Origin of the sequence: Paenibacillus sp. 8b26, assembly GCF_050626875.1 — a bacterium.
Lineage (GTDB): Bacteria > Bacillota > Bacilli > Paenibacillales > Paenibacillaceae > Paenibacillus.
In genome coordinates, this window is the sequence record NZ_CP192445.1 from 5,697,520 (window position 1) to 5,716,101 (window position 18,582).

General features: G+C 48.1%; 19 protein-coding genes and 1 other annotated feature. Of the genes, 16 read left to right on the plus strand and 3 right to left on the minus strand.

The window, feature by feature from the left end; translation table 11 throughout:
- Positions 1-12 precede the first annotated feature (12 nt).
- The 3 genes from ACQ4MX_RS26470 to ytfJ all read left to right on the plus strand — a co-directional run bounded on the left by ACQ4MX_RS26470 (position 13) and on the right by ytfJ (position 2,729).
- The gene (locus tag ACQ4MX_RS26470; protein WP_431091419.1) at positions 13-834 is read left to right on the plus strand and encodes an ABC transporter permease; all 822 of its coding nucleotides are present in this window, start codon (positions 13-15) and stop codon (positions 832-834) included.
- Between the two features lie 103 nt (positions 835-937).
- The gene (locus tag ACQ4MX_RS26475; protein ID WP_431088226.1) at positions 938-2,131 is read left to right on the plus strand and encodes an amidohydrolase; all 1,194 of its coding nucleotides are present in this window, start codon (positions 938-940) and stop codon (positions 2,129-2,131) included.
- A gap of 106 nt (positions 2,132-2,237) precedes the next feature.
- The gene (gene ytfJ / locus ACQ4MX_RS26480) at positions 2,238-2,729 is read left to right on the plus strand and encodes a GerW family sporulation protein (protein ID WP_431088227.1); all 492 of its coding nucleotides are present in this window, start codon (positions 2,238-2,240) and stop codon (positions 2,727-2,729) included.
- Between the two features lie 98 nt (positions 2,730-2,827).
- Here ytfJ and ACQ4MX_RS26485 read toward each other — a convergent pair whose 3' ends face one another.
- Positions 2,828-3,544: a protein-glutamine gamma-glutamyltransferase gene (locus ACQ4MX_RS26485; protein WP_431088228.1), complete on the minus strand. Its 717-nt coding sequence runs from the start codon at positions 3,542-3,544 to the stop codon at positions 2,828-2,830.
- 208 nt (positions 3,545-3,752) lie between these two features.
- Here ACQ4MX_RS26485 and ACQ4MX_RS26490 point away from each other — a divergent pair, with 208 nt between their 5' ends.
- The 6 genes from ACQ4MX_RS26490 to ACQ4MX_RS26515 all read left to right on the plus strand — a co-directional run bounded on the left by ACQ4MX_RS26490 (position 3,753) and on the right by ACQ4MX_RS26515 (position 9,466).
- Positions 3,753-5,015: a D-alanyl-D-alanine carboxypeptidase family protein gene (locus ACQ4MX_RS26490; RefSeq protein WP_431088229.1), complete on the plus strand. Its 1,263-nt coding sequence runs from the start codon at positions 3,753-3,755 to the stop codon at positions 5,013-5,015.
- 40 nt (positions 5,016-5,055) lie between these two features.
- Positions 5,056-5,808 carry a nucleoside recognition domain-containing protein gene (locus tag ACQ4MX_RS26495; RefSeq protein WP_431088231.1) on the plus strand — a complete coding sequence of 251 codons (753 nt, stop codon included), beginning with the start codon at positions 5,056-5,058 and terminating at the stop codon, positions 5,806-5,808.
- A 7-nt stretch (positions 5,809-5,815) separates the two neighbouring features.
- Positions 5,816-6,346, plus strand: a complete 531-nt coding sequence (locus ACQ4MX_RS26500; RefSeq protein WP_025685820.1) for a spore maturation protein — start codon at positions 5,816-5,818, stop codon at positions 6,344-6,346.
- 78 nt (positions 6,347-6,424) lie between these two features.
- Entirely contained in the window at positions 6,425-7,183 is a 759-nt protein-coding gene (locus ACQ4MX_RS26505) for a pseudouridine synthase (RefSeq protein ID WP_025685819.1), read from the plus strand.
- Positions 7,184-7,293: 110 nt separating this feature from the next.
- A complete protein-coding gene (locus ACQ4MX_RS26510) occupies positions 7,294-8,010 on the plus strand; it encodes a response regulator transcription factor (protein ID WP_025685818.1) in 717 nt (238 codons plus the stop codon).
- Position 8,011: 1 nt separating this feature from the next.
- On the plus strand, positions 8,012-9,466 hold the full coding sequence (locus ACQ4MX_RS26515) for an ATP-binding protein (RefSeq protein ID WP_431088232.1): 1,455 nt from the start codon (positions 8,012-8,014) through the stop codon (positions 9,464-9,466).
- 228 nt (positions 9,467-9,694) lie between these two features.
- Here ACQ4MX_RS26515 and serA read toward each other — a convergent pair whose 3' ends face one another.
- Complete coding sequence (gene serA / locus ACQ4MX_RS26520) at positions 9,695-11,287, minus strand: phosphoglycerate dehydrogenase (protein WP_134913819.1); 1,593 nt, start codon at positions 11,285-11,287, stop codon at positions 9,695-9,697.
- Positions 11,288-11,546: 259 nt separating this feature from the next.
- Positions 11,547-11,798 (minus strand) — a binding site (T-box leader).
- 185 nt (positions 11,799-11,983) lie between these two features.
- On the opposite strand from serA, the gene ACQ4MX_RS26525 reads away from it, so the two are divergent.
- Complete coding sequence (locus ACQ4MX_RS26525) at positions 11,984-12,571, plus strand: CPBP family glutamic-type intramembrane protease (RefSeq protein WP_431088233.1); 588 nt, start codon at positions 11,984-11,986, stop codon at positions 12,569-12,571.
- Entirely contained in the window at positions 12,568-12,903 is a 336-nt protein-coding gene (locus ACQ4MX_RS26530) for a hypothetical protein (RefSeq protein ID WP_134913823.1), read from the plus strand. Before ACQ4MX_RS26525 ends, ACQ4MX_RS26530 begins: the two co-directional genes overlap by 4 nt.
- A 128-nt stretch (positions 12,904-13,031) precedes the next feature.
- Here ACQ4MX_RS26530 and ACQ4MX_RS26535 read toward each other — a convergent pair whose 3' ends face one another.
- A complete protein-coding gene (locus ACQ4MX_RS26535) occupies positions 13,032-13,964 on the minus strand; it encodes a polysaccharide deacetylase family protein (RefSeq protein ID WP_431088235.1) in 933 nt (310 codons plus the stop codon).
- 93 nt (positions 13,965-14,057) lie between these two features.
- On the opposite strand from ACQ4MX_RS26535, the gene ACQ4MX_RS26540 reads away from it, so the two are divergent.
- The 5 genes from ACQ4MX_RS26540 (at position 14,058) to ACQ4MX_RS26560 (ending at position 18,509) form a co-directional block, all read left to right on the plus strand.
- Complete coding sequence (locus ACQ4MX_RS26540; protein ID WP_134913827.1) at positions 14,058-14,435, plus strand: hypothetical protein; 378 nt, start codon at positions 14,058-14,060, stop codon at positions 14,433-14,435.
- A 196-nt stretch (positions 14,436-14,631) separates the two neighbouring features.
- Positions 14,632-15,246, plus strand: a complete 615-nt coding sequence (locus tag ACQ4MX_RS26545) for a genetic competence negative regulator (protein WP_014282120.1) — start codon at positions 14,632-14,634, stop codon at positions 15,244-15,246.
- An 87-nt stretch (positions 15,247-15,333) separates the two neighbouring features.
- Positions 15,334-16,029, plus strand: a complete 696-nt coding sequence (gene prsW, locus ACQ4MX_RS26550; RefSeq protein ID WP_431088236.1) for a glutamic-type intramembrane protease PrsW — start codon at positions 15,334-15,336, stop codon at positions 16,027-16,029.
- A 264-nt stretch (positions 16,030-16,293) separates the two neighbouring features.
- Positions 16,294-17,676, plus strand: a complete 1,383-nt coding sequence (gene ypeB, locus ACQ4MX_RS26555; RefSeq protein ID WP_431088237.1) for a germination protein YpeB — start codon at positions 16,294-16,296, stop codon at positions 17,674-17,676.
- Positions 17,677-17,852: 176 nt separating this feature from the next.
- Complete coding sequence (locus ACQ4MX_RS26560; protein ID WP_431088238.1) at positions 17,853-18,509, plus strand: flagellar brake protein; 657 nt, start codon at positions 17,853-17,855, stop codon at positions 18,507-18,509.
- Positions 18,510-18,582: the final 73 nt, after the last annotated feature.

Consider the following 18,582-nt stretch of genomic DNA (forward strand, 5'->3'; position numbering starts at 1 on the left):
GTCGTCAACAACATGAACAAGGCCGATCGACCGTCGCAGCGAAAACGCAAAATATCGGTGCTGACAACTCTAATTTGGGCGGCTGGTATTCTGGTGTATCTGTTTCTGATTTCACCCATTCTGGTTATTTTCCTGTCTGCCTTTAGTCCGACGGAGTATCCGCAATTTCCGCCGGCCTCTTTTTCAGTAAGATGGTTTCACTCGTTGTTTACAAACAGCGACTGGGCATCGGCATTACAGGTGAGCGGTTTGCTGCTACTTATCGTAACACCGTTAACCGTCATTTTGGGAACGGCTGCTGCTTATGCTCTGGGTCGATTAAAGTTTCGAGGTCGGGAAGCCATTCAGTCTCTTATGCTGTCACCGCTTATGATTCCGCAGGTTGTGCTGGGGATTGCGTTGCTGTATGAGTTTACATCCCTGGGGCTTATTAACTCTTTAACCGGGCTGGTCATTGGGCATATGGTTGTTGCCTTTCCATACGTAGTCCGCACGGTGAGTGTCAGTGTATCCGGGCTTGATCCCAAACTGGAATCGGCTTCGATGAGCTTGGGAGCGGGAAGGCTGGAAACTTTTGTAAGAATCACGATTCCGCTGATCAAGCCGGGGATTATCGCAGGTACGGTGTTCTCCATCGTGGAGTCTTTTGGGGAAGTGTCGATCAGTTTATTTGTATCCTCACCTGGAAATATAACCGTGCCTGTGCGGATTTTTAACTATATTGATCAGACATTTGATCCATCCGTCAACGCCATCTCCGTTTTGTTCATAGGAGTTGCCGTGCTGGCTATTATTATTATGGAGAAGACAGTCGGATTAACGAAAGTGATGTAAGCATGAAGAAAAGGAGGGCAGGCGAAGGGCGTAAAGCCCTTGAGCTTGTCCTCTTGCTATGTAGAAATGAGAAATGAACAGTTGAAGGAGTGGAGAAACTAACATGGAGCATGAAACATGGATTGCACAAGCAGAAGCCATAAAAGAACAGGTTGTGGAGTGGCGCAGACATTTTCATCGTCAACCGGAGCTTTCTTTTCAAGAGGTTCAAACGTCTGCATACATTGAAGAACAATTGAGAGGCTTTGGAAACCTGCAAATTTCACGTCCGACTCCAACAAGCGTCATGGCTCGACTTAAGGGTGAACAGCCTGGCAGAGTACTGGCACTGCGCGCTGATATTGATGCATTGCCCATTCATGAGGAGAATCAATTCGAATTCGCCTCTCAGACCGACAATGTGATGCATGCCTGCGGACATGATAGTCATGCGTCCATTTTGCTGGGCGTGGCGAAAATTCTTTCAGGGGAAAAACGGTCTATCCGTGGGGAGGTGCGCTTTATATTCCAGCATGCGGAAGAACAAGTACCAGGTGGGGCAGAGCAGTTGGTAGAAGCAGGTGTCATGGACAATGTAGATGCCATATTTGCCCTGCATCTGATTTCCTGGCTGGATACGGGAAAAATCGGGCTGCTGGCAGGCCCGGTCATGGCGGGTAACGATGCCTTTGATATAACGATTACGGGCTCGGGGGGACATGCGGCTTATCCTCATCAGGCAGTTGATGCGATTTCGGTAGCAGCACAGGTCATTGTCAATCTTCAGCATGTGGTGGCCCGCCATATTGATCCGCTGCGCCCTGCGGTTTTGTCGCTCACACAAATTCATGGGGGTTCCGGCTACAACTCATTTCCCGAGCAGGTGAAGCTTGGGGGGACGTTCCGCTCCTTCGATCAGTCAGAACGGAACCGTATGCCGGGATTGATTCATCAGATTATAGATGGGGTAGCAACTGCCCATGGAGCAACCTGTGAGCTGGATTACCAGCCGGGGTATCGGCCACTGTATAATGACACGAAACTGGTGGAATTCGCGCGTGAAGCGGCTGTCGATTACTTTGGTGCTGATGTGCTGGAACAAATACAACCTACACTGGGAGCCGAGGATTTTTCTGCCTATTTGCGGAAGGCACCAGGAGCCTTTATTTACATCGGGTCACGCAATGGGGCAAAAGAAAGTGACTTCCCGCATCACCATCCGCGATTTACTGTGGATGAAGACGCTATGGAAACGGGATTAAAGATGCTCCTGTTGTTGGTTGATCGGTGGCAGAACACACAGAATCTTCTTGACTAAGGGATTACGAATCGAATGACATGACGTACATATTTCCTTGAACCCCTGCGCACACTAGCGAAAGAAAAGGCAGTCTACGCTTGAACAAAGCAGAGGAGGAATAATTATGTCAGATCACCCGATTCAAGGGCTCATGCAAACCGCGATGGAGAACATCAAAGCCATGGTGGATGTGAATACGATTGTGGGAGACGCGGTGGAAACACCCGATGGTTCCGTTATTTTGCCAATCAGTAAGGTAGGATTTGGTTTCGCAGCCGGGGGAAGTGATTTTAACGTAGATGAAGAGGCGCTTCATACTTCCTCGGCGTCGGGTAATCATAGCGGGAAGGAAGGACATCCTTTTGGTGGGGGTAGCGGTGGTGGTGTATCTATTCACCCGATTGCTTTTCTGGTTGTCGGCAAACAGGGGGCACAAATCGTTCCATTGGACAATCAAACGCATCTGATTGAGAAACTCATCGACTCCACACCATACCTGATTGATAAGGTTCAGTCTATCTTCCGGAATGTAGGCGGCGACTTGCATACTCCACCCCCACAGGTACCTGTAGATGTCACTACTGATCACAGTCACTCTGGCCCGGCTTATTTGTAACAGTTATTGAATAGGATTATTTGCACAGGAGGGTATTCCAAAGTCAGCTATTGGCTAAGGAACACCCTCTTTTTTACATGTACCCAGCCATCATAATTTTATGCACGAATATACAGTCTTCCACCGATACTCGCATCTATACGAGGAGTGTGCACGTGTGAAGGGCTCGGCTCAAGTTCTTCTTCCCGGTTTCCCTCAGGGGCAAACTGTGATAGATAGACAAAATCGGGGTAGATCACTTCATTTGTCAAATAAGCAGAAGTGGTGGACCCAGGTCGCCGATGATGATTGAGGGAGTCGATGATGCCTTCCGCTGTGTGGATGCCAATCCCGTGACCATAAAACAAGTTTTCCTTTAGCTTGACAACGTTTTCCCCTTTCCACTCCGGCGTTTTGGGTGATACATCGGGATTGTTAAAATACAGGATATCACCAGGAACGGCCTTGTGAATCCCCTGCTCCTGTATGAGTCTGAGATCACTGTCATAGTGCCAATCATACAGCAGCATATCGGCAAAAATCCGGTTGAATTCACTTTCCAGAATGGAATCCAGCACTCCTTTGTAGAGCACAATGACCATAGCTGTCGCACACTCAAAGGCATATTTATGCCCATTTACAAAAATATCCCTGATCCCCTGCGCTGGTGTAACACCTGCTTTAATCTGAAATCCACCTTTTTCGGTCAACTCCCAAAATTGCGCGTTGCTGCGTGCGGTATCAAAGGTGGCAAAGGATACACCGCTTCGATTCAAGGCTTCCGCTGCCTCGACAATTCGACTTCTTAAGATCGTTTCAAACTGTTGCCGCTGCATGTAGTACCTCCATTCATTCATCATGTTTAGTAACTATTATATATATGTAAGCAGGAGTGCAAGTTGCCTAGTTTGCTTCAAAAAGTATGCGGAAGAGAGGGACGATACACCATATCCCTAGAGGGATTTTCTGCTATAAAGGTGGACATACTTTGAACAGCTTGGACATAGAATGGTACAAGACTTGTTCAAAACCGGAGGAATCCAAATGTTTAAAGGAATGCCAAAAATCCACGCGGGTAGGATCCGATTTTTTTCAAAGACACACACATTTGTGTTGCCGCTGGCACTGCTGCTCGTCCTGACATTGCCGCTCACATTGCTGAATCCTCAGCCTGCTCGGGGAGCAGTGAAGAAGGAGGAAGTTCCACCAGCTTTGACAACACATGCTCAGGCTTCCTCTCTTATTGATGTCACATCAGGAAGAATCATATATTCCGCCGAGGGTGACCGGGAGCTACGCATCGCCAGTCTAACCAAAATCATGACCGCGATCGTAGCCATTGAACATGGACGCTTGCAGGATCGGGTAAAGGTGAGTCCGACGGCTTATGCCAAAGAGGGTTCCTCGCTTTTTCTCCAAAAGGGTGAACAAATGACACTGGAAAATATGTTGTACGGCTTAATGCTTCGTTCCGGTAACGATGCGGCTTCCGCCATTGCGGAGCATGTGGGAGGGACGGAAGAAGGATTTGTTCATTTGATGAATGAGAAGGCGGTTCAGCTTGGACTAAGCCATTCTCACTTTGCTAATCCGCACGGACTGGATGCCGAGGGACACTATTCCTCTGCCAATGATATGGCCCGCCTTACCGCTTATGCACTGCATAATCCAACCTTTGCTCGCATTGTGAAAACGGAGTTGAAAAAAGCACCCAATCCGAATGAATCTTGGGATTATTCATGGCATAACAAGAACAAGATGCTGAGGCTCTATGAGGGAGCCGATGGTGTGAAAACGGGTTTTACGAAAAAAGCGTTTCGCTGTCTGGTCAGCTCAGCCACACGGGACGGTCGCCAGCTTGCCGCTGTAACCTTGAATGACGGAGACGATTGGAATGACCATACCCGCATGCTCGACTACGGTTTCCGATACTATCCGCTCATTCCGATTACGGACAATCAACAGCCGATTGATGGTTACCCGCTGCTTACAGGCGCAAGCTTTGCCTATCCTTTGCATGATGGGGAGAAGGTGCAGCTGCACAAAAGACTGGTCCTGTATAAAAAGTCCAAGTCTAACAGAGCTAACGTATCCTTCGGTTTGCGGGGACGTGTCGAGTTCCTGCTGGAGGGTAAGCTTATTGGCTCCGTTCCTGTGTATGAAAAAGGCAGCAGGCTGCCCGCCCGGAGCACAGTACAGCCACAACAGGAAATTCCGGCTGCACAAGCTTCTGCAACTGGCGGCAACCAAGAGCGCACCTGGGCGAGCGGATGGAGCGATATTTTAAGAAATCTGTTCAGAGCATAGGGATTGCGTCACATTCATCGGTGAAAGGGAGGGATCGGTCTTGATTCATCTCATATGGGTGGCCCTGATTTGTATTGGTTTTGTGTTTGCCGCCGCACAGGGAAATATTGAAGTGGTGACCAAGGCGGCATTTGACGGGGCGGCTACGGGTGTCACGGTATGCTTTGGACTGATTAGTGTGCTTGTGTTCTGGATGGGCATGATGAAGCTGGCGGAAGATGGGGGGCTTTTGCAGAAAATATCCAAACTGCTCGCCCCGCTAGTTGCTTTTCTGTTTCCTGATGTCCCGCGTAATCATCCGGCTATGGGGTATATCTTGTCCAATATGAGCGCTAATCTGCTCGGCTTGGGAAATGCAGCGACCCCGATGGGCATCAAGGCGATGCAAGAGCTGCAATCGCTCAATCCCGACAAGAAGACCGCTACGCCCGCTATGTGTACGCTGCTCGCGTTGAACACGGCCAGCATTACGCTTATTCCGACCACACTGATTGCGATTCGTCTCAATTATCATTCCGCCAATCCGACCGAAATCGTCGGGACGACGCTGGTGGCGACTGCGATAGCCACCTTTGCCGCGATTGCGGCGGATCGCTGGTACCGTAGCCGGGAGTTGCGTCGCCCTCCAGCCAGTCCACCGTCCACATCATCATTGCCGTCGCAGAAAACACAGGCACCACAAGCTACGCCAGCATCTGCGTCCTCTCCGGCTACGCCGCCCGTTTCTTCACCTGCCGTTCAGGGATCAGGAATGACGGCTGCCAAGGGCAGAAACACCACTTGGAAAGGGTGAGGGAGGCATGCTTTATTTCATTAATCTCGTATCGACTTGGGCCATTCCGGTTATTCTTGCCTTTATTCCTTTATATGCATATGCCAAAAAGGTGCCAGTCTACGATTCCTTTGTGGATGGAGCCAAAGACGGCTTCTCCACGGCCATCAGCATCATTCCTCATCTCGTAGGCATGATGGTGGCTATCAGCATTTTTCGGGCGTCCGGCGCTCTGGATTACTTGATATCCTGGGTAACGCCCTGGATCAAAAGCTGGGGCGTACCCGGTGAGGTACTGCCATTAGGACTGTTGCGCCCGTTGACGGGCACCGGCTCGCTTGCGTTTACAACGGATCTGATCCGCACGTATGGCCCGGATTCCATGATCGGTCGTATTGCCTCCACGATTCAGGGCAGCACGGACACGACACTCTATGTGCTGACTGTATATTTTGGCGCGGTAGGTATCCGAAATGGACGGTACGCCTTGAAGGTGGGACTGTTTTCAGACGTAGTCGGTTTTGTGGCAGCGATTGCGATTTGCCTGCTTGTATTTTGATTCCTGCATTGATTTGTGAACGGGGCTTGTGATTTTGTTCATGGATGGGTATCATTAGCATGAGGTGAATTAGCGAACATGGAAAGATTGCAGAAAATATTGGCTCAGGCTGGCGTAGCTTCCCGACGTAAATGTGAGGAGCTTATTCAGGCGGGCAGCGTGGAAGTGAACGGGGTTACCGTAACAGAGCTGGGAACAAAGGCAGACCCTGATCAGGATATAATTACAGTAAAGGGCAGACCGATCAAAACCGAGAAAAAAATCTACTTAATGATGAACAAGCCTAAAGGCGTAATTACGAGCGCTTCCGATCCGGAAGGCCGTAAAATCGTGTCCGACTATCTGAAAGGCGTTAAGGAACGCGTCTATCCGGTAGGTCGTCTTGATTACGATACTGAAGGGCTGTTGTTGCTCACCAATGACGGCGAGTTCGCCAATCTGCTCACCCATCCGAAGCATCATGTGCCCAAGACGTACGTGGCGACAGTCAAAGGCGTTCCACACGGAACCGAGTTGGACAAGCTGAAAAAAGGAATCGTGCTAGAGGACGGTATTACCGCGCCTGCTGAGGTGGAATACAAGGATGTGGACCCGAACGGCAAGGAGTCTGTGATCCAGATTACCATTTATGAAGGCAGAAATCGTCAGGTCAGACGGATGTTTGAGGCCATTTCCCATCCGGTTATCAAGCTTAAACGGATTGCTTTTGGCGATCTTCTGCTGCAAAACCTGAAGCGTGGTCTGACGAGACCCCTTACTAAGGACGAAATCAACCGTCTCATTCAACTTGCACAGTCAGACAACACGAAAAAGAAACGGACAGGACGGGGGTCATAACCCCGGCCTTTTTGGTGTAAAGAGAGCTGAATGAACAGAGTAAGGTTTGACCGGACACGGGAAAATAGTAAAATAGAGAGAATGCTTTTTTTAGCGAAGGGGCTGGGAATATGTCAGAACATAGCAACCGCATATTAATTGTAGATGATGAAGAACGCATTCGCCGCCTTCTGCGGATGTACCTGGAAAAAGAAGGATACGAAATTGATGAAGCTGAGGATGGCGAAATTGCGCTCCAGAAAGCGACTGCAAGCGATTACAGCATTATTCTGCTCGATGTGATGTTACCGGGCATGGATGGAATTGAAGTTTGCACACGTCTGCGTCAGACCAAAGCTACACCTGTAATCATGCTGACCGCCAAAGGCGAGGAAGTAAACCGCGTACAGGGCTTTGAAGTCGGAGCCGATGATTATGTGGTTAAGCCCTTTAGCCCGCGTGAGGTGATTTATCGGGTGAAGGCGATTTTGCGCCGTTCGTCGGAAACTGCTTTTTTGACCAAGGAGACGGTGCCGAGCAACAGCATTGTTTTTCCGAATCTTATTATTGAGCATGATGCGCACCGCGTAAGTGCAGGCGGGATTGAAATCAGTCTCACACCTAAAGAGTACGAGCTGCTGCATTATTTGGCTGTGTCGCCGGACAAGGTGTTTTCGCGCGAAGAACTGCTGAAAGACGTATGGAATTATGAATTTTTTGGTGATCTACGAACGGTGGATACGCATGTCAAACGGCTTCGTGAAAAGCTAAACAAAGTATCGCCAGAGGCAGCGGCTATGATTACAACGGTTTGGGGTGTCGGCTACAAGCTGGAGGTTCCAAAATAACGTGAGCTTCTGGAGATCGCTGGTAGGCAAGCTGTGGATTACCATCATTTGTCTGGTAGGCTGTGTGCTTATTTTTCTGGGACTTTTTTTGTTGCCTTACATCAACAGGAATTTTGCCGCATATGAATCGACGGAAATCAAGCATTTGTTCACCTATACATGCATTGTCGGCTTTTTACTGACGACTTTTTTTGCTTTGTTTCTTTTTACTAAAATCACGCAGCCCATGCAGCTGTTGATTCAGGCGGCGAATGCGATCCGTGAGGGAAGGTATGATACGCGGCTTTCGCTGGTAACGAGTGACGAGATTGGCGAACTGGCGAAAACTTTCAATCATATGTCTACGGAGCTGGAGGCGACGATCCGCAGTCTGAATGAGGAGAAGAATCATCTGTCCAGCGTGCTGAGAAGCATGTCTGATGCTGTTATGACCTTCGACAGAAGCGGGCAAATCATTTTGACGAATCCGCCTGCGCAAAGTCTGTTGGATAGATGGAAAAACCTGGAGTGGCAAGAGCACGACCAGGAGGAATTCGGAGTGTCTGTACCCGGGCCACTGCTGCCGTTGTTCCATACCGTTATGGACAGGGGAGAGGACGGTGGCGACTATATTCATGTAAAACAGGGCTCCTGGTCGGTGCAAATGGCACCGTTGTACACAGATAATGTAATTCGTGGCGCTGTGGCTGTGCTCAGAGACATCACGGAGGAAGTCAAGCTGGAGAAAATGCGGAGCGATTTTGTGGCCAATGTATCCCATGAAATCCGTACACCGCTTTCCATGATGCAGGGCTACAGCGAGGCCTTGCTCGATGGAATGGCTGGCTCACCGGAAGAATCCGAGGAACTGGTACGCGTCATCCATGATGAATCGTTGCGTATGGGAAGGCTGGTCAAGGATCTGCTTGATCTGGCCCGAATGGAGGCAGGTCATACAGACATGCATCGTCAGGAAGTGGATGTGAATGAACTGATCGAGCGTGTTCATCGTAAATTTACGGTGCGCTCAAAGGAACAGGGGCTGACGCTCGATTATCATGAGCAAGGCCAGCATTTACTGCTGCCCGAAGCAGATGAAGACCGATTGGAACAGGTACTGACCAATTTGCTGGATAATGCGTTCAGGCATACGCCCGGTGGAAAAAGTGTTACCATTAGTGCCGATCGGATTTTGGGGGAACGGCATGAGCTGATCCGCATTCGGATTAAGGATGAAGGTGTGGGCATTGCCAGCGAGGATCTGGCTTATATTTTTGACCGCTTTTATAAGGCGGACAAGGCCAGAGTGCGGGGAGTGGACAAAGGAACCGGTCTGGGGCTTGCGATTGTCAAAAATATTGTGGAGGCTCACGGAGGCTCTGTTACTGCTGCCAGCGTGTTGGGAGAAGGGACGGAGTTCACTATTTTGCTGCCGATCTCCAAAAAACAAAGTCGAGCTCTGCAACAGGGCTTATAAGCCAACAGCAGAATATACCCCGGTTCGCAGGCATCCTCGGAAGAGGGTGCTTTTTGTTGAAAAATCAACATTTATCTTGTTCAACGTGGAACATTCAGCTTCTCAGAACAGGTAGGCCTAATGCTGGTCACGGATATGGGTCGTGGATATATAAAAAAGACGCCCGGTTTGCCGGGCGCCTCTCTGATTAGGCAAAGCATATTAACATTATTCAGCACTGCTGATAGCTTAATCGAGTACCACTTCTTGAGCGGTATTCAGTTCCGGCAAGCCAACCAGTTGGATCAGCACGTCTTTAGGAACGGCTTTATCAACAGTCAGAATCATGATGGCTTCACCACCGACAATTTTACGTCCTACCTGCATGGAGGCGATATTCACGCCGTTCTCCCCGAGCAGAGTGCCGACACGGCCAATAATGCCGGGTTTGTCATTGTGGGAGATAAGCAGGAAATGCGCTTCTGGTGCCACGTCCACCGGGAACTGGTTCAACCGGACGATACGTTCGCCATAGCCTGCGAGCAGGGTACCCGCTACACGTTGCTCCTCGCCGCTTTGCGTTTTGAGCGTGACGGTAATCAGGTTGGTAAAGCCCTTGGTAGCCGGAGCCTGAGACACGACAAGATGGATGTCACGTGTTTTGGCAAGGTGGACCGAGTTTACAATGTTAACATCGCTACCCAGATGGCGACTGAGCACACCTTTCAAAATATAACGTGTCAGCGGCTGTGTATCTACAGAAGACAGATCACCTGCGTAATCCACCTGGATTTCACGTACAGCCTGATTTGTCACTTGAGCGGCAAAGCTGCCCAGCTTCTCGCCAAGCGAGAAATACGGCTGCAATTGCGTCATCACGTTGGATGGCACCGGAGGCATGTTGACCGCATTTTTGAACGGCTCATCACGCAAAATGTGCAGCACCTGCTCGGATACGTCGATCGCTACATTTTCCTGAGCCTCTACTGTGGATGCACCCAGATGCGGTGTAACGATAATTTTCGGATGGCTCAGGAAAGGGTGATCCTGTGCTGGCGGCTCCGATTCGAATACGTCAAAGGCTGCGCCGGCAACGATACCTTCATCAATGGCTTCAACGAGAGCCATTTCATCGACAACGCCGCCGCGGGCACAGTTGATGATACGCATCCCTTTTTTCATCACTTCAAACTGCGGACGGGCAATCATATGCTTCGTTTCCGGTGTTAACGGTGTGTGTACTGTCATGAAATCCGCGTTGCGGATAATTTCGTCCACACTTGCCAGCTTGATGCCCAGCTTCTCAGCGCGCTCTTCCGTCAGAAACGGATCATAGCCGAGAATGCTCATGCCGAAGGCTTTGGCACGTTTGGCCACCTCGCTGCCGATGCGTCCCATACCGAGTACGCCAAGCGTCTTGTTACGCAGCTCAACACCGAGAAACGTTTTACGATCCCATGTACCGCCGATGGTTTTAGCATACGCCTGTGGAATATGACGCGCCAGAGCCATCATCATGGCAAAAGTATGCTCACATGTCGTAATCGTGTTGCCGTCAGGGGCGTTAATGACGATAATTCCGCGTTGTGTTGCTGCTTCCAGGTCGATGTTATCCACTCCGACACCGGCACGTCCGACAACCTTGAGGTTTTTACCTGCTGTCATGATACGTTCGGTTACCCGGGTTTGGCTACGAACGAGCAGTGCGTCATAGTCACCAATAATTTGAACCAATTCGTCCTCGCTGAGACCTGTGTTCTTGTCCACCGTGACATCGTCTGCATCCATCAGTTGCTGGATGCCCAGGTCACTGATCGGATCGGATACTAACACTTTAAACATTTTGGTTTCCTCCTCAAAGTTAACTTCTTTTATGGACAGGATGTACTTTGAAATACATTCCATAAAGAACGTGAAAAAACTTGAAATGCTTCTGAAAAAAACAGAAGATCGCGGACAGCACTAACGTGATAACGCATTGACGCAGAAAAGGGATGAAATAGCATTATGCACCAAACTGACGGTTAAAAAGGTCATATGCAGAACCGCTTAGCGGTTTCCGGGCATCAAAAAAACTCCCGAATCACATACTATCTCCATAGTAAGGGACGAGAGTTTATCGTGGTACCACCCTAATTCGCAGCCGTTTCGCAACGGACTGCCTTCAGCGGTCATAAATATGACCGAAAGGATAACGGTTTTCTGCCGATTGCATCTAATGCCGGGATATCATCCCAAGGCTTCGGTGCAATAACTCAGGAGCGCTGAAAGTAGTTACTTCGCCACCGGCTTCCACCCAAGCACCGGCTCTCTGAGAACGAAATCAATACCTTTTCTCCATCATTGTTGTTGTCGCTAATAATTTTTTCATAATGTATCATGGCTTACATGGACATGTCAATAGGACATGTGACATGTGTGGACACCGGGCTAGATACATAGCTATAGAATGCGGAATAATAAGATTTAAGCCTTCTTGAATCCGTCCGACTTTTTGGCTATGATGCTTAAGAAGACTATGCGGAGGACTAACTAACTATGAAAAAGCTTAAAGTGAAATGGAAAAGAGCGCAAATTCATGAATTGAATGACCGCTTGCTGCTTTACAATTTGTATCTAACCCAGGGGCTGACCCTGTTGGTCGGCGCCATCTGGATTATTTTTCAGAAAAGAAATGTGCTTGAGCTATTTGTGTGGCCAAACAGCCTGCATGTTTTATGGTGGGGACTGGGACTGGCAGCGGCTATGCTACTGGTGGACCTGCTCCTGTCGCGGGTGATGCCCGAGGATGCTATGGATGACGGGGGCATTAACCAGATGCTGTTTCAAAACCGCCCGATCTGGCATATTGTATGTATAGCAGCCATCGTTTCAATCTGTGAAGAACTATTGTTCAGAGGGGCGATTCAGTACAGCTTTGGACCTTACTGGACAAGTATCTTGTTTGCGGTCATTCATATCCGGTATTTACGGCATTGGATTCCGACAGGCTGGGTTTTTCTGAGTAGTTTCGGTTTGGGCTACATATACGTGCAGACAGGTAGCCTGTGGGCGCCGATCATTTGTCATTTTGTGATCGACCTCATATCCGGTTTGGCGCTACGTTTTCGGAGGTATGAAGCATGAATCAGGAACTTAGCAGAGTGCAGACTTACGGCAGCCGCCGAAATGGACGCAAGAGCAAGGAAGAAAACAGTCCAAAACCGGTTCGCTCCCGTGCTTCACGGCCCGCACCGGAATTAGTTCAAGTTGCTGCTGCACCGGAAGTTGCTGTGACCGTGGAGGATGATGCTCCTGTCAGCGAGTACCGGACACGGGCAGAAATGTTTCCGTCCCGCCGTATCCGGGTGAGCAAGTGGTTTTTGAATTTTTTGAGTACACTTTTTGTGCTCATTACAGCAGCATTGCTGTGGTGGGGCATCAAAGGGGCACCTTCCATTAGTGAAATGTTCTGGTAATGATAAGCCTGTGTCATCGCTTGTACTTACGCCAAAAGAGCCTCCTTACCCGCTTGTGCCTTGCGGGAAATGGAGGCTCTTTTGCAATCGTTCAGGATCGAAAAGAGAAGTACGAACACAAGGGCCTGTTAGCTGGCAGGGACCTCAATGCTTTGGGGATCGACAAATTGGTAACCCTTTTGCTCCAGACGAGTCAACAGACTATTCAGCGCTTCTACGGTCCAAGGTAGCTCATGCATCAAAATATTGCTGCCTGGATGTAATTGTTCTGTCACATTTTTGAGAAGTGCATCGGTTTTATTCGGCTGACTCTTTTTCATCGTCCAATCAAGCGAACCGACGGACCATGTCATGTACAAAAGTCCGTTTTCTTTGGCAACTTTGCGGCCGACATCCCCACCTGCGCCATGAGGAGGACGGAAGAACACCGGCGTTTGACCCGTTGTATCCTTAACAATTTTTTGCACCGATTCAATTTGTTTCTTCACTTCGGCCTCGGATTTGTTCTTTAGCACGATGTGATCCCAGCTATGGTTGCCGATGGGCTGCCCACGGTCATGAATGAGCTTGAGCAACTCAGGGTGCTCCTTCACGCGGTAACCGTTTACGAAGAAAATGGCTTTCGCCTTGTGCTTGTCCAGTATGTCAATGATTTTGTTGATCATGACCGCTTCCTTGGGACCGTCGTCAAAGGTCAGCAAAACAACCTTTTTCTCAGCCCCTTGCTGGTTGGGGATCACGTTGTAAGCCTTGTCCAAATGGTACGTTTTGTTAACGTTAGCCGTAGCCGTTGAATTTGTAGCCTCGTTGCTGTCGGCGACGGTCTTGCCAGTTTGCGGCGATGTTTGGGCCGTTGAGTTGTTACCATGATTACTGCCTGCTTGCGCACTGCTGTTGGTTGGGGAAGAAGCTGCGCCCTCCCCTTTGTCTGTGTTGTCACTGGTTTCAGACGTTGCCTGGGTCTGGTTATTGCTTGTGGCTGCCGATTCTGGCTTGGCCGCAGTGCAAGCACTTAGCAGCAGACATGCGGTCAACAAAATGGCTGCTGTTTTTGTACCCATTAATTCATCTCACCTTCCTGTATTTATACCGTATGAGTTTGTCTCTGCTGACGAACACTATGCTTGATTCTACCACAAAGGGAGGTTCTAATTGTGAAAACATCTTCATTTTTCCTGGGAATCGTTTTGGGCGCAGTGGCGAGCACTATGATCTCCCGTAACCGCAGTATGTTAGGCTTATCTATGGACATGGATGGGAAAAAAGGCGGTAATCTGGTTCAAAAAGCCCGTACCAAAATGATGGACGCGGCGTTCCCCGGAATGGGTGATATTACGCTTAACAAGCAAGACACCCATAAGGATCACGATCACCGTTCCACAACAGATAAAACAGCTCATAGCGCCCATACAGCCCAAACTAAAGAAGAAAATATGAAGCTGATTAAAGATTTTATCAGCACCAGTCCCGATGTTAAGCGTGAGGTCGAGCAAATCCTGAAAGAAACTCATACAGCCGTACCGGGTTTGTAACCCGGAACCTCTATCTCGAATCATTTTGCGGCTTTTTTGTAAAAGCCGTTCAAATGATTCTTTTTTTTATCATTTTATTGCGTGCATTTACGATTATAAAATGATAACATGATTACATAGAACCATTTTCTTCACAAGCACCATAAATGCATCATAATCTGTTAATAACACTCGGCTGCCAGGAGGAGGGTCCAGTATGAAAATAGAAAGATTAAGCCAGGACAAGATACGGATTTTCCTTACCTTTGATGATTTGAGCGAACGCGGTATTCAAAAAGACGACATGTGGCAAGAGATTCCAAGAGTCCATGAGCTGTTCACCGAAATGATGGATCAGGCATATAGTGAGCTGGGCTTCGACGCCACGGGACCTTTAGCTGTCGAAGTATTTGCGCTTCCTGCTCAGGGCATGGTAGTTATCGTCACTCGGGGGAAATACGACCACCAGCAATATGGCTCGGGTCCCGATGATGAGCTTCCGGAGGAAGTCTACGAAATGGAAGTTACGCTGGAGCACAGCGATTCCATCGTCTACGCGTTTAGCGATTTCGAAGTACTCATAGAAGCGGCTCACATGCTCCGTAGCAACACCACGGATGCAGGTAAGCTGTATCATTATAGAGGAAAATGGATTCTGCATTTGGAACCGGAAGAAGTGGAAGAGCCCAAGCTTGCGGCCTTGATCGCGGTTCTTGCTGAATTTGGGGAAGGCTCATCCGTAACACCGGCAATGCTGGAGGAGTATGGCAAGCTGGTTATTCCTGAACAGGCGATTGACGTTATCTGCACTCATTTTGACAGCCGCTCTTAATGGAGCTTAGAGAAAAGTAATATCGAAGTGACTTTGTCGGCTCTGCGGTGAATGCAGGGCCGACTCATTTTTATGGAGGGATGATCGGTGCTTCTGTTTTCTGTTTTAGCGGCAGCAACTGCGCCGGGTCTCGCCTTATTAATGTATTTTTACTTGAAGGACAGATATGAATCCGAGCCGCTGCACATAGTCATCAAAGTGTTTTTGCTCGGTTTTTTGGTGGTACTGCCTGTCATGATTTTTCAACGCGGGCTGCTGCTTTGGCTGGGGGATCACACGTTGATCCAGGTGTTCGGCATTTCGGCCGGAGTAGAAGAGTTTTTCAAATGGTTTTTGCTGTACCACATTATATATAATCACACCGAGTTCGATGAACCTTATGACGGTATTTTGTATGCCGCCGCAATCTCACTTGGATTTGCAACCGTTGAAAATCTGCTGTACGCATGGGCGGGCCACGCTTCTGTTAGTATGATGCTGATGAGATCATTGCTTCCGGTATCTGGTCATGCAATGTTTGGAGTCATGATGGGCTATTACATGGGGAAGGCCAAGTTTTCACAGGACTGGAAAAGCAAATATATGTTGCTTCTGTCATTGGTACTTCCATGGTTCTGGCATGGAATATACGACCTGGTTCTGACGACAATTTCGCATGACTGGATCTGGTTTGTCATTCCTCTGATGGCATTTCTCTGGTATGGAGGGATGGCGAAAATCAGTCGGGCCAACAACCGATCTCCATTTCGACTATTCAAACGGGAAGAAAAGGTTAATATGTAACGATTTGGGGCACACTGATCTGACAAACCTGTTAGAGAAAGAGGTGTCTTTTTTTGCGTATTAAAGTGAGAATACATTGTAAAAGGTGTGGTGAACGTTTCGTGCTGAGAGGACGGATGGAGCAAGGGAGTGTTCAGACCGGCTTTAAGCGCTGTATCTGCGATCACTGTGAGTTTATTGTCGAAGTTATGGAAAACCATGCATAAGAGAGCATTCTTCTTGTCACACTATCGGTAGTGTACTTGAAGAAAGGAGACTCCCAATATGTATAGACGACTTAGTACTGTAATGTTTCCGATTGTTACCCTGATTATGATAGGAGCATTTGTGTGGGGTTATCGGGAAAGCCAGATGAGAAAAGAGGTGTCTCTTCAGGCGAATAGCATGTCGATTAAAGCGGAAAATCAATATCAGCGTGCGTTTCATGATTTGTCGTTTCGTATGGACCAGCTGCACTCCCAACTTGGTAACGCGGTTGCTGTCCATAATACTTCACACGCGATGCATCGCAAATGTTTGATGAACGTGTGGAGGATTACAAGTGAGGCCCAAAATGATGTTAATCAGTTGCCTCTCAATGTAATGCCATTTAATCATGCTAAGGATTTGCTGTCGCATGTATCTGCATTTTCGTATCAGACTGCCGTACGTGATCTGGACCACGAGCCTTTGAATGAGAAAGAAATATCAAATCTAAAAGCGTTATATAACAATTCCAAAGAAATTTCGAAAAATATGCACGAAGTTCGGCAAAAAGTTATTAGCAAAAACTTGCGCTGGACGGATGTAGACATGGCGCCAGGCTCACAAACGGGTCCAAAGGATAACACCATTATTGATGGCTTCCAAACTGTGGACAAAAAGGTGGAGAGCTACAAGGAGCTGGATTGGGGACCATCCGTGGCAAGCATCTATGATAAGCGCTCTGTGAAGAAGCTGAGTCTTCCTGCTGTGAGCGCGGAGCAAATTAAGCGGAATGCGGCAGAATTTACAGGGAAACCGGAAAGCCAAATCCGTGTCCATGAAAATGGTAAAGGAACGGAATGGGCATCTTATACAGCTACTCTGTATAACAAACAGAAACCCGTAGCCACCATGGATTTTACCAAAAAAGGCGGCAAGCTTATTTCTTACCATGATATGAGAACGGTTGGGCCGAAGAAATCAACTCGCAATGAGGCGGTTCGCTATGCGAGTGAGTATCTCCAACGTAAGGGATATCCAGGGATGAAGCCTGTTTCTTATGATGAAAGTGGAAATTTAGCCAACATCACATTTGCCACTCAAAAAGGGGATGTGATCATCTATCCAGAAAAAATCACAGTTAGATCCGGTCTCGATAACGGGCAAGTGATCGGTTTTCAATCGAGTGACTACGTGTACGAGCACAGTCATCTCCGCCGTATTCCGAAGGCTAAGCTGGATGTGAAGGCAGCACGTGCGAAGCTGAACCCTGAGTTTCGTGAAACTTATCACCGGAAAGCACTGATTGAAAATGAACTGTCTAAAGAGGTTCTGTGCTACGAATTTGGTGGAAAAATCAACGGTTCCATTTACCGTATTTACATTAACGCTGATACGGGGATGGAAGAAACGATTGAACAAGTTAAAGATTCGGACGAACCGGCTTCAGCAAGTCATGTTTAATTGCAAATAGGATAAATACGTAAAAATGAACCATTAGTCACGCTAAACCTCCTTTATGAAGGAGGTTTTTTGTGTTTTTGACATAGGTATAACAAATATAATGTTTAAAATGGGTACAAAGTCGTGGTATTATATACCTTATTACAGCTTTTAAATGGACAAGGATGGTGGGCGGTTTGTTTCCTAAAATTAATGATGTGCTATACATACAAGTGGCTGGTACCGATCATACGGACGAACATTTTGAATTTAAGTCGCGTATTGCGGAAGAGGAGTCCCAGAACTTTCTGATAGAAGTACCTATGTCTCAAACGAGCGGCCATCTGAAAAAACTGTTTTTGGGAGAAGAACTGTCTATATTTTTTATGAGCGAGGGCGGGATAAAAAACTATTTCAATACCCACGTTACCGGCTTTAAAGAGGATGTGCTCCGGATGGTCCGCATTCACAAGCCTGCCCCAGACAGTATCAGTAAAATTCAGCGTCGAAATTTTCTACGGGTCCAGGCCAACCTGGAAATAGCGGTGAAGTATGGATCAAACGAATCAAGGTTTGTTGCTGAGACGCATGATGTCGGCGGTGGAGGCGTTTCTTTTCAGACTCAAGGCTCGCATCATCTGGAAGAAGGTGAATCATTGTCCTGCTGGATTCTGGTCCCTTATAAAAATGGAACTCAGGAGCATGTCCCGTTCCAATCCGAAATTGTACGTATTCAGCAAATGGAAAACGGTCGCAGGCTGATCATGCTGAAATATGAGAAAATTGCTGACCAGGAGCGTCAAAAACTGATTAAATATTGCTTTGAGCGTCAGTTGGAATTCAGGGGGAGATAGCAATCATCCCGGTTTATTCTTTTTTTGTTAACCTGCCGTTCATTTTGCATCAACTCTGAATGTGTGGTATAAT